This is a genomic window from Thermobaculum sp. T2p, from assembly GCF_059335935.1.
The window spans coordinates 1-15,084 of record NZ_JANZYQ010000017.1 but is presented as its reverse complement, the minus strand read 5'-3'; the positions used below and the strand labels follow the sequence as shown (position 1 = coordinate 15,084).

Below are 15,084 nucleotides of genomic sequence, written 5' to 3'. Positions count from 1 at the left end.
GCATCAACTTTTGGATAAGCTACAATTGATTCGGAGAGGTGTTTAGAGTTGAAAGTAATTAGAGTAGGTACCAGAGGGAGCAAGCTGGCACTTTGGCAGACTCAGTGGGTGATCGATAGACTTAGGAATTTGCATCCAGACTGTCGATTTGAACCAGTGGTGATCAAGGTCACATCAGATAGGAGTCCTGATGCGCCTATTAGTGCAATAGGCCAGATAGGAGTGTTTACAAAGGACATTGAACAGGCACTGCTGGCTGGTGACATACATCTAGCTGTCCATAGTTTGAAGGACCTACCGACGCTCTCTACTCCAGGAACTGTTATAGCCGCCTTTACCGAGAGGGAGGATCCCAGAGACTGTATCCTGTGGCCAAAGGGTCAGCCCATGCCTGACCTCAATAATAGTCGGGTTGGTACCAGCAGTGTTCGTAGATCTGCATTGGTAAGGTCTTATTGGCCAGATGCTAATGTAGTCAACCTTCGAGGTAACGTAGATACTCGAGTCAGGAAAATGCTTGAAGGTAATTATGATGTGATATTGATGGCCTATGCTGCAGTCAAGAGAATGAATCTATCTGTAGAGTTTAAGCCTTTGCCTCTAGATAGCTGGGTACCTTCAGCTGGTCAAGGAATTATAGCTGTGCAGGCCAGGGAAGATGATCAACAAATAATTGGAATGCTCAATGCCTTAGATTTCTTCCCCTCTAAGGTGGCTTACTTGGCTGAGAGATCGCTTATGCGTGCGCTGGGAGGCGGCTGTAGCATGCCTGTTGGAGCATACGCCGAGCTACGTGATGGAGAGCTGTCTTTAACCGGTATGGTTGTAGCACCAGATGGCTCTCAAGTTGTGATCACGCGGCGGGTAGATACTCCTGATCAAGCTGATCACTTAGGAGAGCGAGTCGCTAAGGAGATGCTTGACTTGGGTATCGGACTGACTATCAGCTGATAGGCATTTGGTGGTTATTTATGAGCTGGAAGTCGACTGAAACTGAGATTGCAGGCGCATTGAGTGGCAAGAAAATAGTTATCACTCGTCCAAGGCACCAAGCGAACTCTTTAGTGAAGCTGCTTGAAAGTAGCGGAGCAGTGCCTATCTTGTTGCCAACGATAGAAATAAATCCTAACGTAGCCAGCTCTGAGCTGGATGCTGAGTTGAATGTGCTAGGTAGCTATGACTGGGTTGTGTTCACCAGTGTCAATGGTGTGGAGATATTCTTTGATCGCCTAAAGCAGTTGGGGCTTGAAGAAATTCCCCTAAGTAGATTAAAGTTCGCCTGTATTGGTCCTTCTACTAAGTCTGCGCTTGAGTCCTATAGGATTAGTGTAAACTTAGTGCCCAAGTCCTACGTTGCTGAAAGCCTGCTTCAATCCCTTATAGATCAAGGCATAAATGGGCAGAGAATACTGCTTGCCAGGGCGGAGAATGCTCGAGAGGTGTTACGGAAGGGACTAGAAGCGGCGGGTGCTATAGTTAGAGAGGTGCCGATCTATCAGACTCTTCCCGTTAAGTATGACCAGGAGTATCTAAAGGACTTACTGGCTCACTCCAACGCTATCACGTTTACAAGCTCATCAACAGTCAAGTATTTCCTAGATTCTCTAGGTGATCCAAGCTATGTACCTCAAGGGTTATGTGTCGCGTGTATAGGTCCAATTACGGCTGATACTGCAAAAGAATTGGGATTGCGTGTTGATGTCGTTGCTAAGGTCTATACGGTAGAAGGTCTTGTTAAGGCGATGGAGAAATGGTTTGTCGAGTGTAGCTGATGTCAGTGCTAGACTGGAGGTGCCTCGGTGTCTGATACAAGTACTATTCGTACCACTGCCGGATATTCATTTCCTAGAGTACGCCTACGCAGGCTACGGAGGTCAGAGAGCCTTAGGACACTGGTGAGAGAGACAGAGATCAGTCCTCAGGACTTGATTCTACCGCTCTTTATAAGGGAGGGAACCTCTGTAAGTAATGATATCCCCTCTATGCCAGGAGTGAGGCAGCAGTCAATTGACCTGGCTCTATCTGAAATCAAGACTGCTTGGGAGCTGGGAATTCGTGCTGTACTGTTGTTTGGAATTCCTAATCATAAGGATGAGGTTGGTTCGCAGGCTTATGATGAGCATGGTGTGGTTCAGGTTGCTGTGAGCGAGATAAAGGATAGATTCCCTGAGATGATTGTCATAACCGACGTTTGCCTATGTGAGTACACTTCTCATGGTCATTGTGGCGTTGTAAGAGATGGTGATGTTCAGAATGATGATTCTCTTGAGCTCCTGGCACGAACAGCGCTGTCGCATGTCAGGGCTGGAGCGGACATTGTAGCGCCTTCGAACATGATGGATGGTACGGTGCTGACTATCAGGGAGCTGCTGGATGCTGAAGGATTTCAGCACGTGCCCATAATGGCTTATTCGGCTAAATACGCTAGCTGCTTCTACGGTCCGTTTAGAGAGGCCGCTGAGTCAGCCCCTGCTTTTGGTGACAGGAGAAGCTACCAGATGGATCCGGCTAACGTTAGAGAGGCTATCCGGGAAGTTGATATGGACGTAATCGAGGGTGCTGATATAGTGATGGTCAAGCCTGCGTTGGCCTATTTAGATGTTATATCTAAGGTAAAGGAAAGATTTGATCTTCCTGTTGCGGCCTACAATGTCAGTGGCGAGTTCGCTATGGTAAAGGCTGCGGCCATGAACGGTTGGCTGGATGAGCGCAGAGCTGTAATGGAAATACTTACAGGTATTAAGCGAGCAGGGGCCGACATGATAATCAGCTACCATTCGCTTGATGTTTGCAGTTGGCTATCCGAATAAGATAGCCAACTGCTGCTTATAGCTCTTTGTTGAGGGTGTTCAGGAATTCCTCGTTGTTTTCGGTCTTTGCCAAGCGGTTCAGGAGAAGTTCAGTGCCTTCAAGCCCACCTAGCATGCTTACCATCCTACGCATAGTCCAAATCTTCTGCAGCTTTGGCTCAGGTATGAGCAGCTCTTCTCTTCTAGTGCCGCTACGCTGTACATCTATAGCGGGGAAGATCCTTCTCTCTTGGAGCTTACGATCCAAGTGAAGCTCCATGTTGCCGGTGCCTTTGAACTCCTCATAGATCACGTCGTCCATGCGGCTACCGGTATCTATCAAGCATGTGGCTATTATTGTAAGGCTACCGCCTTCATCTATGTTTCTGGCCGCACCAAAGAATCTCTTAGGAGGATATAGGGCCACGGGATCTATACCACCAGAGAGGGTTCTGCCGCTTGCGGGTACTACCAGGTTATAGGCCCTTGCCAGCCTGGTGATACTGTCCATTAGTATCACTACGTCTTTCCCACACTCAACCAGCCGCTTGGCGCGCTCAAGGGCCATCTCAGCGACCTTGGTGTGATCCTCAACGGGCTCATCAAAGGTGCTTGCTACAACCTCTCCCTCTACCGATCTACGGATATCTGTAACCTCTTCAGGACGCTCACCTATCAGGAGCATCATGAGGTGAACGTCATCGTAGTTATGAGTTATACCGTTGGCGATGTCCTTGAGTAGCGTGGTCTTACCTGCCTTGGGCGGTGATACTATAAGGCCACGTTGGCCCCTCCCGATTGGTGCTACCAGGTCTATAAGCCTAGTGCTAAGCTGCTTCGGGGTGGTCTCGAGAACCAGCTGCCGGTTGGGGAAAATGGGCGTTAGCTGGTCGAAAAATGGGCGCTTTCGTGCGGCCTCTGGGTCCATATAGTTTACAGCTTCCACCCTGAGCAGGGAGTGATACTTTTCGTTGTCCTTTGGAGCCCTAACCTGACCTATTACGTGGTCGCCGGTGCGGAGCCCAAATCTACGAATCTGAGATTGTGAGACGTACACGTCGTCCGGAGAAGGTAGATACCTCTCCTGCCTAAGAAAGCCAAAACCATCTTCTATGATATCCAGAATGCCTTGCTTCAGCAGATAACCAGCTCGGTTAGCTTGGGCTTCCAGTATCTTATAGATTATGGTCTCCTTGGTCATGCTGCCTGAGACTTCGACTTCCAGGCTTCTGCCCAGGGCAAGCAGGTTAGCCTTAGTCATGCTTTGTAGCTCTGCAAAAGTGAATGTGGGAGCCTGAACAGTTTCTGTCTCATTAGAAGGCTTCTTAGCCACAGCAACTGCTGTGTTGTTACCGTTCGTCCTTTCCTGCTGGTTGCTCCCGTTACGACCGTTATTCTGCTTTGACTTCTTCTTCGACCTCTTACTACTTGGCTTTTCTTCCGCCTTATCCACCTCTGTAGAAGTTGCTGCTTCGGAGGTGGCTTCTTCTGCAACAGCTGTTGTTGATGAGGGCTCCTGAGCTACATCTTTCCTATGTTCGGCTTGCTCCTCCTGTTGCTCGACTTCGACTACTTCTGTTGTTTCAGCAACTGGAGGATCAGGTTCGGCCGATTGTTCAGTAACAACTAGGTTTTCTGGTTGTTGATCATTGTAGAATGTATCTTCTTGGGTATGCATGCTGGTTTGCTGATCGGTAGGTGCTTCTGAGACGATTTCAGGCTTATTATCAACTCTATATTCAGATATAGGAGGTTCAAGTTGATCTTCTGATGGCTTCTCTGAAGCTATACTACTGGGTTCTAAGTTGTTGCTTGCTGTCTGGTCTGATGATGGTTGGTTATCTACGTTGGATGTTTGCTGGCTTTGCTGAGGAGCTGATGCTCTCGTATCTACTGGACTTTCTGTAATCGTTGTGGTTGCGATCTCTTCGATGTTCCTTTCTAGTTCTTGATTTTTAGTGTTATCCATTAGCTGAAACCTCACTTAAAGGAAGATTGCAAGGGAGTAAGATAGGTCTCACATTCATGTGTGTGAATTTATAGTCTATAGAATGCAACGGATATATATGACTCAAGTAGTTCGTGGAAACCACCTAAGGAAGGTTTAGCTAGCTGATGCTGCTAGGAGAACCAAAAGGTAAATTACCAGGAATTTACCAAATAGATTCACTTCTAGGGTAGCATAAACTGCTTTCTTAGTCAATCGGCGTGCAACCTAGATCATACTCAGGGCTGACTGTTATAAAAAATATTTGGGTTTTCTCCTTGGTGGCACTCTTTGCTGTTATAATTACTTTAGGTTACTTAGAGAGCCGAATCCCTTTGAAGGGAGCGGGGGACCCAAGATAATTGGGGTGAAGTCCACTTGGACAGGGTAGCCTTTCGACCCTAACCCGTCAGCTAACCCCGTAGGCGTACGAAAGGAGTTTTGCTTGGTGCCAAGGACTTTAAGCTGTCTATCGTGGGTTGTGTCAACTTGCCCTCAGGTGAACTCCTTTATTTCCCCTCGGCTCTCTGCGATAACTGCTGGAGCTAGAAAGGAGATATCTATGGCTATTTCTGAACACAGGGAATCCCACTTGGAGACCAGGACTGTTAGATACCGTGATCGAGATCAGATGTCACGTGAGGTACATCAGATGTCGACTACTGGCTGGATAGTCCAAAGAGTTACTAATCTACCTCAGGGGGAGGTAGAGGTAGAGTTCGTGCGCTCGAGCACAGTGCCATATCTTGAAGGATCTGCCGGATCTCAAGATGTGCCATAATTAAGACTCCCTTGGTATGAGAAGCTACATGTAGAGGCGGGAAAAATTCCCGCCTCTATTCTTTTGACATCTCTTATTATGATGTTGTTACTATTTGCAATATGTATAACTTTTCTCAGGCGGATGAACTTATTGATGATTACGAACCAAGTGGTTTTTCGATACAATCTGTAGTTGTAACAAAATTTAGGTTGAGGAAAGTGCATGCCGTTCAAGAGCTTTCTTCCTCACTCAGAACCCTATTTCGAGTATTTTATAAATGCAGCAAAGAATGCTTATGAGACCTCTGAAGCTCTCTATGATCTGCTTTGCAACTTTGAGCGCGTTGGTGAGAAAGCAAAGCGCATCCACGAGCTGGAGCAGAGGGGTGATGACATAAACCACACTATTCTCAATGCCCTTTCCAGAAGTTTTATAGCACCTTTTGATCGTCAGGATGTCCAGTCACTTAGTAGCAGGATAGACAATTTTGTTGACCATATATACGCTGTGACCAGGCGTTTTCACTTGTATGGTATAAGCGCTGTATATCCTGAAGCAGTGACCCTTGGCAGAGTGATCAGGGATCAGGGGAACATAATATATAGATCTATTCCGTTGCTTGAGAAGGTTAGGGATCACGATGAAGTTCAGAGAAACATCGTGCTAATACATGACTTGGAGAATGAAGCAGACGTTGTCCTGGATGAAGCGCTGGCTAAAGTCTTCGAAGGTGCGCAGACGCTCGAAGATGTAGCTAACGGCCTAAGGTGGCAAGAGCTTTATGGTCTGCTAGAGGACACTACGGACCAGGCGGAGGACGTGGCTAACGTTATGGAGACTTTGATAATAAAGGACTAAAGGGGCGGGAGGGACAAGCGCCAAACCGCCCCTCTTTATCTTAGGAGGTTGACTTCCTGATGGGGCTAGCTTACTAGCTCTGATACAAACCCTGAATCCAGATCCTCTATTTCAAGCTTGACCTTGCTGCTAGATACTCTCCGTGCTAGCCTCCCAGCTGTGCCCACGACGCAGTGGTCCCAAGGCCTTTCACCCATTACCCAGAGCCAAAACTCTTGCCTGTATCCCCTGACTGCCCTCAGCAGGTCGTTGTAGGTCAATCCTGCTTGTGTCAGAGGCTTCTGCCATTCCTTCCATAGGTATCTGGCGATTATGTTGCCATCGTTGACTAGGTGCAGGGCCTCAAGCTGAGATTTACCATAAGTGGCCCTGATCTCCGTGAGGGTTTCGCTGGGTTCCTTCGGGATGTGTAGTACAGGAGTCTTGCTCATCATTACTAATATCTCACAGCATCATATTCAACAGGAGCTCTATCAGAGCCAGCATAGTGCATGAGGTGATCCTCATACTCAATAAATAGTGGTGCATCTGGGTCGAAGGGTCTCTCAAGTGTCTCGAATGCTATCTTCTTGTCTAGAGCGTCCAGCTTTTCTAGCGCCTTGGGCTTGTCCAATGGTCTCAGCTCCAGTTTGGGCTTAGCATGTTCGAATGCCCTTTTGCCATTCTGGGTCCTTATTAGGACGCTGGAGTAGCCGTCAGCACTACCCACGGAACCTACGGATATATCAGCTGTTCGCCCTAGGAAGTCTGCGCATTCATCGCATCCTTTGAGTGCAGCGCCATGGAAGTCTTTGACTGGCTCATCAATTAGTGTATTGCCCTCGTGATCGTACACTAGCATCTTGCCACGAATGACATCCAACTTGCCTATCTGATGCAGGGGTATGCCCCTCTTGCGCTCTATCTCCTGGACCATGAGCTTCTCGTAGTTGAAGTTCTTGGTGCACAAGAGTGCTATTGTAAGTACCACGGCATCTACATTGCTTGAGCCCCAGTTCCAGGGTCTTGCTTGCATCGCTTTGAGTGTTTGTATCTCGCAGGGTGTACCAACCAGAGCTATTTTGGCATCTGGCCCTAGCTTGTACTTTTTGAGGTCCAGGTGAGATAGGGCCATTGTCTGATTATAGAAGCTGCCTGCGCACTCTATAACCTCTTCAGGCGTACGTGCTATAAAGGGCTCCGCTTTCCACGGCGTTGTCTTGCTTTCCCTAGCTAGCAGGGCTCCGTCGATCTCTCCTGCCTCCATCAGTGCGATGAGCAAGGCTGTCACGACGCCTCCGTCTTGGACGCCGTCTATGTATGGCGAGACTCTTGCCGTGTAGCTCTCAAGAACAGTACCTAATCCTGCACCTGAGTCCTCTGCAAACATCTTCCAGCCGGCCTCGTATCGCAAGCCGCCGCGAGGGCAGAAGTCCCAACAGAGCGAGCAACCCGTGCACATCTTGACGAGCTTGGGTAGTCCATCATCAGCCACGCCTATAGAATCGGAGGGACACGCAGCCACACAGGCCCCACACTGTACACATCTTCCGGGATCTATAACTGCCTGCTCGAGCTCCCAGAAGAATATCTTGTTCGGGGGTTCTTCAATACCGTTCATGAACTTGCGAATAGAGAAACCTGACACTATTGACCACCTCCATTCTGTAGGGTTGCTCTAAGCTCACTGTTTGGGATACGCCTCGCCCATTCGTAGAAGCGTTCGCCATCTTTTCTCTCAGCTTCATATCGCTTGTACAGCCTGACCAGAGCTTCGGGGACTTCGTCTACTGGTTTAGCTCCCTCAACCCAGTCTATAAATGCTGCATCGGGACCCAGGCTACCTCCGAGCCCTATGTCTACGGCCTCTACTACCCCTGAATCCGTAATAGCAGTGTCGCCTCTGAAGCCAATGTCTGCGATCTGCGGTTGCGCGCAAGAGGCTGAGCATCCTGAAAAATGCATCCGTATGACTTCCTGGTCGGTCTGCACGTGCTCATCCATATATTTAGCCCATTGATAAGCCCTGACTTTTGTCTCGACTATGGCGAACCTGCAGAACTCGTTACCCGTGCAGGCTACTACCCCTCTCTCAAAGGGTTTGGGGAAGGGGGAGTGTATCTGTAGCAAGGGCTCGGAGAGCAAGGCATCGATACTGGATTCAGGTATGTTGGGAATTACAAAGTTCTGGTCGTTGGTGAGCCTGATCTCGCCATTGCCGTACTCATCGGCAAGCCTGGCAAGCTCTATGAGGTTTTTGCCTTGCATCCTGCCCACGGTGACGTTGCATCCAACGTAGTATAGACCGTCCTGTTTCTGAGGGTGCACGCCTATATGGTCGCCCCTGTAGCGCTTTGTAAGGTCCTCGCCTGCCGGGGTCAATTCGAATGCTGCTCGCTGCTGAAGCTCGTACCTGAATTGTTCGGGCCCCAGCTCCTGTACAAGGTAGCGCAGGCGGCAAGTCCATCTGTTCTCCCTGTTACCAAGCTCCCCATAAACCTGAGCTATGGCCCGGCATATCTCTACGACCTGATCGGGGGTAACAAAGACATCTATGTCGCTGGCCATCCTTGGGCCATCGCCTAGCCCCCCTCCTACTCGTACGTTGAATCCTAAGGTGCCGTCCTCCTGCCTTGCCGGGGTGAGTCCTATGTCGTTGATGTCGGCCTGGGCGCAGTCCTCTACACAGCCCGTTATGCTCATTTTGAACTTACGTGGGAGGTTAGCATATTCCCTGTTCCCCAGGAAGAACTGGGTTATGGCTTCAGCCAGGGGATATGCGTGAATGACTTCCTCACGATCAAGTCCAGACACAGGGCAGCAGACAACGTTGCGGGCCGAGTCACCGCAGGCTTGGGTGGTAGTCATGCCTACCTCTTCCAGCCTGCGCCACATCTCTGGGATGTTACCGATCTTTATCCAATGCAGCTGGATATCCTGTCTGGTGGTGATATCTAGGAAGCCCGTACCAAATACGGGGTTAGGGTATGGTCCGACTGCAAACTCTTCGGCCATCTGTCCAATCACTCGGGCCTGCTGGGAGGTAAGTCTGCCGCCGGGGATCTTGATTCTGAACATGAAGGCATCTCCGCCCTGGCGTTGAGGGTAAATGCCAAACCACTTGAGGCGTTCTTGCTCGCCTTCAACTGCGGCTATGGCTTCAGGACCTTCCTTAGCGTACTTATTGATGATGTCATCACGGACATCGAGTGGATGTCTCTTCAGCTTTGCCTGCTCAACGCTGTTTAGTTTCTTGTAGGGGCGTAGAAACTTCATGTTCACAACCCTTCCTTTCTAGAATTACCATGAATTTACTAGTTGAAATTAATTGCAATAGATATGCTCTAACCTCATGGTTACAGAGATGATAACAATTGTGCCAATTAAATCTCAAGAGTTTGAGAGAAAATGACCTCATATATTACATGCATCTTTTCGCAATAAGAATAATTCGGTATTTGTATCTGCTTTTCACGTTGCAATCTGGAGCAACAAATATTTGCTACCTATAGCTATCCTCCTCGTGATTATTTGTCGGTAACTATCAGAGTGATTTATGCTATACAGCGTACGGTGCGCATTCGTTAGAGCGACCAGATGGAGGGCGAAAGGCTATGCCTGAAGATCAGGTGGAATCTCTTGTCAGGAATATAGATGACAAGCTGGCGGCCAGGGATCTGGTACCGTCCAGAAGGCAGTATCTGGAGCTTAAGAGGAAGTATCCCCATGCGATATTGCTCTATAGGATGGGGGACTTCTACGAGGCCTTTGATGACGATGCCAGAGTAGTTGCGCGCGATGCTCGCGTTACTTTGACCTCCAGGACTTTTGGGCGAAGTGGTCGTGTGCCTATGGCGGGAGTTCCACATCATGCCCTCAACTACTACCTGTCGCGGTTACTAAATGCAGGACACACCGTAGCCATTGCTGAGCAGATGAGTGAGCCCGGAAAGGGATTGGTGGAGCGTGAGATAACCCGAGTGCTTACACCTGGTACTGTAGTGGAATCTGCATTGTTGCCTGCAGGGGAGAATCGGTATCTAGCTGCGGTTTATGATGTGGGTGCCAGGATAGGAATTGCCTGGGTGGATGTTAGCACTGGTGAATTCAGGCTGATGGAGCTTAGAGGCGACGATGCGTCGGAGCGCCTGCAAGAGGAGTTGGCAAGGGTATCTCCTGCTGAATGTCTGATTCCCGAGGGGTTCCCCTATAAGTTGGTGTTATCTCAGGCTCATGCTACGCCTGTTAGGCGCCAAAACTGTGATCCACAAGTTGCCTATCAACTGCTGTGCAAGCACTTTGGTGTCAGGTCGCTTGATGCCTTTGGTTGCCAAGATGCAAAGGCCTCCCTTGGTGCGGCAGGAGCCATATACACCTATATAGAGCAGACCAACCCATCACTTCTCTGCATGCTGACATCCATACGTATGGAGGGTGCGGAAGATATAGTGGGAATGGACCCTGCGACGAGAAGGAACCTTGAGCTCACACGCAGTTTTGGTACGGGAGGCAGCAGGGGAAGTCTACTGGGAGTAGTGGATCTGACTAGTACTCCTATGGGATCCAGAGCCATGCGAAGGATCATCAATACGCCCTTACGTGATCTGCAGGAGATTAGAAGGCGACAGGATATCATAGAATCTCTTGTCCAGATGCCTCGAGTACGAGCGCGGATTGCCAATCAACTCGTCCAGATAGGCGACCTGGAGCGAGCAGTTAGCAGATGCACTCAGTCCGGATCTACTCTAAGAGACTTCTTATCGCTGTCTTCGGCTCTAGGACATGTAGGTTCTCTGGTGAGGATACTAGCCAGTACACATCAGCAGGCGCTGGCAAGTGTAGCAAGCAGTATGGACACTTGTGAAGATATCCTTTCTCGTTTGAGGATGGCTGTGGCAGAGGCTGATGATGGCTCCCCAGTGATACTGCCCAGCTTCATGCCAGAGCTAGAGGATGCTCTTGAGGAACTGCGGTCTACTAGGGAGTGGCTAGCCAGGCTGGAGCAAAAAGAAAGGGAGCGAACGGGTATACGTAGCCTGAAAGTGGGTTACAACAAGGTATTCGGCTACTACATAGAAGTCACTAGACCAAACCTCCATCTGGTGCCGAGAGACTACGTGCGCAAGCAGACTATTTCTACTGGTGAAAGGTTTGTAACAGAACCCCTCAAGGAAGTGGAATCCAGGATAACGCGAGCTGAGGATGCCATAGAACGCCTACAGAACGAGGCTATTGCTCTTCTGAGGTCGCTTGTAAGCGCCAACACTCGAAGGTTGCTAGCTACCGCGCAGTTTCTGGCGGAGATGGACGCCCTTGTGGCGCTAGCGGAAGTAGCCTCCAGATACAGTTGGGTCCGTCCATTGGTGGATGATTCGGACGTTATCGAGATACGCAATGGTAGGCATCCCGTGGTCGAGTCCTCCTTAGAAGGGGAAAGGTTTGTGCCCAATGATTGCTATATAGGTGGTAATTGGCCGAGAGTGTTGCTGATCACGGGCCCCAATATGGGTGGCAAGAGCACTTATCTCCGGCAGGTGGCTCTTATAGTCCTGCTAGCTCAGATAGGCTCATTCGTGCCCGCCGAGAGCGCACATATAGGACTTGTTGATCGCATATTCACTCGGGTGGGTGCTCATGATGACCTTGCTCGAGGTGCCAGTACTTTCATGGTGGAGATGGTGGAAACAGCTACCATACTCAATGGGGCTACAGAGAAGAGCCTGGTTGTGTTGGACGAGATTGGTAGGGGCACGAGCACCTATGATGGCGTGGCAATAGCTCAGGCAGTGTTGGAGGACATACATGATCGTGTTAGGGCTAGAGCCCTATTTGCCACCCACTACCTAGAATTGACTATAGTAGCTGAGAAGCTCCCAGGGGCTAAGAACATGCATGTGTCTGTTGCTGAGGAGAAAGATCACATTGTGTTCTTGTACTCAGTGCGTCCAGGAGCTGCGGACAGGTCGTACGGAATACATGTGGCCAGGCTAGCAGGTCTACCTCCATGGGTGGCTGGCAGGGCCGAGAACATACTTCACGCTCTGAGCTCTGGCTCTGCAAGTGAAGCTATGAGATATGAGGAAGATGGTAGGGTTAACGACTTAGCACCTAAATTTGACATAAGTGAAGCCTCTTGTGATGGTGCAAGGCATCTTTTTGAGCCTATAGAGCGTTATACGTGTAGCGGAAATCCTTTGCCGGTGAAGATGTCTGCTGTAAAGACTCTCGATGGAAATATGCTGGCTTATCAGGGGGTATTGGAGGGCTTTGAGCCCTCCAGGAGCGAGCTTGAAGGTGTCGCTGAGGATATCCTTGATACTGACCTTGCTTGTCTTTCGCCTGTAGAGGCTCTACAGAAGATAGAAGAGTGGCAACGACGTCTGAGGGGTATGAGAAGTGATCTATGAGCACGGGGTGTTTGAGGGACCTGTAGGTGGTGCATCTTCTGCTAACCGTCCTAAGATAAGGCTGCTGCCTGATGACGTTGTGCGGATGATCGCAGCTGGCGAGGTAGTAGAGCGACCTGCCTCTGTGGTGAAGGAGCTGGTAGAAAACTCAATAGATGCTGCTGCATCATCGATCCGTGTGGACGTGAAGGGGGGTGGGCTGGCGTATATAAGCGTAGTTGATGATGGCATGGGCATACCTACCGACGAGCTGCATCTTGCTGTCCAGAGGCACGCTACTAGTAAGCTCCCGGAAGGTAAACTGGATGCTATTACGACGCTTGGCTTTCGAGGAGAGGCTCTGCCTAGTATAGCTGCTGTGTCGGAGCTCACCATAACCAGTTCGGCAAAATGGGAGGATGTGGGTAGATCCATTACTGTCCGAGATGGCAAGGTAGTGGCGGACTATACTGCACCTGCATCTGGAGGTACTATAGTCGTAGCACGCCACCTATTCCGAAATGTGCCTGCGCGGCTGGCTATGGTGGACAAGCCTCAGGTGGAGGTGGGATACATCTCTCAGGTACTTCGTCGGCTGTATCTTAGTTCCCCACATATAGCTCTCAGGCTCTATTTTGAAGGGAAGAGGCTCCTTAGTACCAGTGGCCAAGGTGATCGCCTTGCAGCACTAATCGAGCTGTATGGTGACGAGCTTGAGGAGCACATCATCGATCTAGGGATCAGGGAGTTGCGATATGGCAGGTACAGGTTGATCCTCAGCGATTCCTCGGTGACACGACCTAGCAGGCATCACATTAACATAGTAGTTAACAACAGGTGGGTGCAGGTAAAGGCGCTGATTGCGAGTATGGAACAGGTTTATAGGAGCATACTACCAAAGGGTAGGCACCCGATCATGTTGTTGCAGTTGGATTTGGATCCATCTAGGTTGGATGTGAACGTACATCCAGCTAAGCAGGAGGTGAGGCTCCTGGATGAGAGAGAGGTGGCCGAAAGCGTTTGTGAGCAGCTGAGGAGTGCTCTCGGGAAGAATCCGTCCGCCTCCAAGTCGCTGCTGTACTACGGTATTGAGCCTTTCCCTTCAGAATATCCAAGGCTACAGATAGCGGAAGAGAAGGAGAGTTGGCCTGATGGAAGGATTGTAACTCCGAACCTACCTCCCGTGAAGGTGCTTGCCCAGCTGCACGATAGGCTCATAGTGCTGGAGGGAGAGGAAGGGCTTTACCTAGTGGATCAGCACAGGGCGCATGAGCGTGTGCTATATGAGCGTTTTCTCGCCGAGCGCATGGATGGATCTGAGGGGTTGCTGCTATCTGAGCCTGTAGTGATCGAGCTGCGTACTCACCAAGCGCAAAAGCTGGCAGAGTACATGGACGAGCTATCCGCACTGGGATTTGAGTGTGAGGTGTTTGGTAGAAATGCCTTCCTAGTGCGAGCTCTGCCAGATGCAGGAAAAGAGCTTGGAGATCATTTAACTGCTTCAGACCTTCTCTGGATACTTCAGGATGAGCCTTCGGCCTTTGAGGATCCTGGCAACTGGAAGCACAGGCTTATAACTCGCATGGCATGCAGGATGGCTGTGCGCAGAGGTAAGTCGCTTGAGCGTGACCATATGGTGTGGATTGTGGAAAGACTAGGGCACACTAGCACCCCTGCGATTTGTCCCCATGGTTCTCCTATTATCAGGTACCTGCCGAGGGAATCTCTTTACAGAGATTTCGAGTGGTAGCTGCCCCAATCCTGGGGCAGCTATGTGGTTACTTCTGGAAGTGAGGGATTACTTCTTCTGCGAACCAATGGAGGGGTTCTGTGTCGTAGGCCACTCTAGGCAGGGTAACTATAAAATAGTTAGCGCCAGCATCAACAATGGTCTGCAACCTCTCAGCTACCTCATCCGGAGTACCTACTATGACGTTGCGAGAGTATTCCTCAAAGCTCTGCCTGCCACGAGCTCGCCATGTGGCCTCACGTGGGTCCTGCCCAGGGCGTACCAGGTGCACGGTTACTCCTGTGGACTTGATGATATCGTCGTAGTTTCTGCCTAGCTCCTCACAATGCTGCCTGAGCACCTCCAGCTTGTGCCTTAGGATCTCTGGATCTGATGCTAGGTTGCAGGCGTTGCCGTACTGGGCTACTAGTCTGAGGGTGACCTTCTCCCCTCCTCCACCTATCCAGAAGGAGGGATGAGGTTTCCTGACTCCCTTGGGCTCGTTGATGGGACGATCTATCTGGTAGTACTTGCCCTCAAACTGAGGGTAGTCCTGGGTCCACATGGCATGGATGATGGCACAAGCCTCCCGG

General features: G+C 50.0%; 12 protein-coding genes and 1 riboswitch. Of the genes, 7 read left to right on the top strand and 5 right to left on the bottom strand.

Going from position 1 to position 15,084, the window contains the following annotated elements; all coding sequences use genetic code 11:
• Nucleotides 1-48: 48 nt before the first annotated feature.
• Genes hemC through hemB form a run of 3 tightly spaced genes read left to right on the top strand, consistent with a single transcriptional unit; the run spans nucleotide 49 to nucleotide 2,810 of the window.
• Nucleotides 49-951 carry a hydroxymethylbilane synthase gene (gene hemC / locus N2245_RS08335; RefSeq protein ID WP_494536275.1) on the top strand — a complete coding sequence of 301 codons (903 nt, stop codon included), beginning with the start codon at nucleotides 49-51 and terminating at the stop codon, nucleotides 949-951.
• A gap of 20 nt (nucleotides 952-971) precedes the next feature.
• Complete coding sequence (locus tag N2245_RS08330) at nucleotides 972-1,772, top strand: uroporphyrinogen-III synthase (protein ID WP_494536274.1); 801 nt, start codon at nucleotides 972-974, stop codon at nucleotides 1,770-1,772.
• A gap of 27 nt (nucleotides 1,773-1,799) precedes the next feature.
• Entirely contained in the window at nucleotides 1,800-2,810 is a 1,011-nt protein-coding gene (gene hemB, locus N2245_RS08325; protein WP_494536273.1) for a porphobilinogen synthase, read from the top strand.
• A 16-nt stretch (nucleotides 2,811-2,826) separates the two neighbouring features.
• Here the strand turns inward: hemB and rho are convergent, their stop codons facing one another.
• Nucleotides 2,827-4,122, bottom strand: a complete 1,296-nt coding sequence (rho, locus tag N2245_RS08320; RefSeq protein ID WP_494536338.1) for a transcription termination factor Rho — start codon at nucleotides 4,120-4,122, stop codon at nucleotides 2,827-2,829.
• 967 nt (nucleotides 4,123-5,089) lie between these two features.
• Nucleotides 5,090-5,219: riboswitch (cyclic di-AMP (ydaO/yuaA leader) on the top strand.
• 119 nt (nucleotides 5,220-5,338) lie between these two features.
• Between rho and N2245_RS08315 the strand changes: the two genes are divergently transcribed.
• A complete protein-coding gene (locus N2245_RS08315; RefSeq protein WP_494536272.1) occupies nucleotides 5,339-5,557 on the top strand; it encodes a hypothetical protein in 219 nt (72 codons plus the stop codon).
• A 204-nt stretch (nucleotides 5,558-5,761) separates the two neighbouring features.
• Nucleotides 5,762-6,397 carry a DUF47 domain-containing protein gene (locus N2245_RS08310; RefSeq protein ID WP_494536271.1) on the top strand — a complete coding sequence of 212 codons (636 nt, stop codon included), beginning with the start codon at nucleotides 5,762-5,764 and terminating at the stop codon, nucleotides 6,395-6,397.
• A 65-nt stretch (nucleotides 6,398-6,462) separates the two neighbouring features.
• Here the strand turns inward: N2245_RS08310 and N2245_RS08305 are convergent, their stop codons facing one another.
• Genes N2245_RS08305 through N2245_RS08295 form a run of 3 tightly spaced genes read right to left on the bottom strand, consistent with a single transcriptional unit; the run spans nucleotide 6,463 to nucleotide 9,652 of the window.
• A complete protein-coding gene (locus N2245_RS08305; protein ID WP_494536270.1) occupies nucleotides 6,463-6,831 on the bottom strand; it encodes a hypothetical protein in 369 nt (122 codons plus the stop codon).
• Between the two features lie 2 nt (nucleotides 6,832-6,833).
• On the bottom strand, nucleotides 6,834-8,024 hold the full coding sequence (locus tag N2245_RS08300) for a Coenzyme F420 hydrogenase/dehydrogenase, beta subunit C-terminal domain (RefSeq protein WP_494536269.1): 1,191 nt from the start codon (nucleotides 8,022-8,024) through the stop codon (nucleotides 6,834-6,836).
• Nucleotides 8,024-9,652 carry a nitrite/sulfite reductase gene (locus N2245_RS08295; RefSeq protein ID WP_494536337.1) on the bottom strand — a complete coding sequence of 543 codons (1,629 nt, stop codon included), beginning with the start codon at nucleotides 9,650-9,652 and terminating at the stop codon, nucleotides 8,024-8,026. The genes N2245_RS08300 and N2245_RS08295 overlap by 1 nt, the downstream gene beginning before the upstream one ends.
• A gap of 338 nt (nucleotides 9,653-9,990) precedes the next feature.
• Between N2245_RS08295 and mutS the strand changes: the two genes are divergently transcribed.
• Both mutS and mutL read left to right on the top strand, forming a co-directional pair.
• The gene (gene mutS / locus N2245_RS08290; protein ID WP_494536268.1) at nucleotides 9,991-12,783 is read left to right on the top strand and encodes a DNA mismatch repair protein MutS; all 2,793 of its coding nucleotides are present in this window, start codon (nucleotides 9,991-9,993) and stop codon (nucleotides 12,781-12,783) included.
• Entirely contained in the window at nucleotides 12,773-14,512 is a 1,740-nt protein-coding gene (mutL, locus tag N2245_RS08285; RefSeq protein WP_494536267.1) for a DNA mismatch repair endonuclease MutL, read from the top strand. Before mutS ends, mutL begins: the two co-directional genes overlap by 11 nt.
• A gap of 28 nt (nucleotides 14,513-14,540) precedes the next feature.
• Here the strand turns inward: mutL and N2245_RS08280 are convergent.
• Nucleotides 14,541-15,084, bottom strand: a 544-nt coding sequence (locus N2245_RS08280) for an LLM class flavin-dependent oxidoreductase (protein ID WP_494536266.1), incomplete at its 5' end; no start/stop codon positions are given.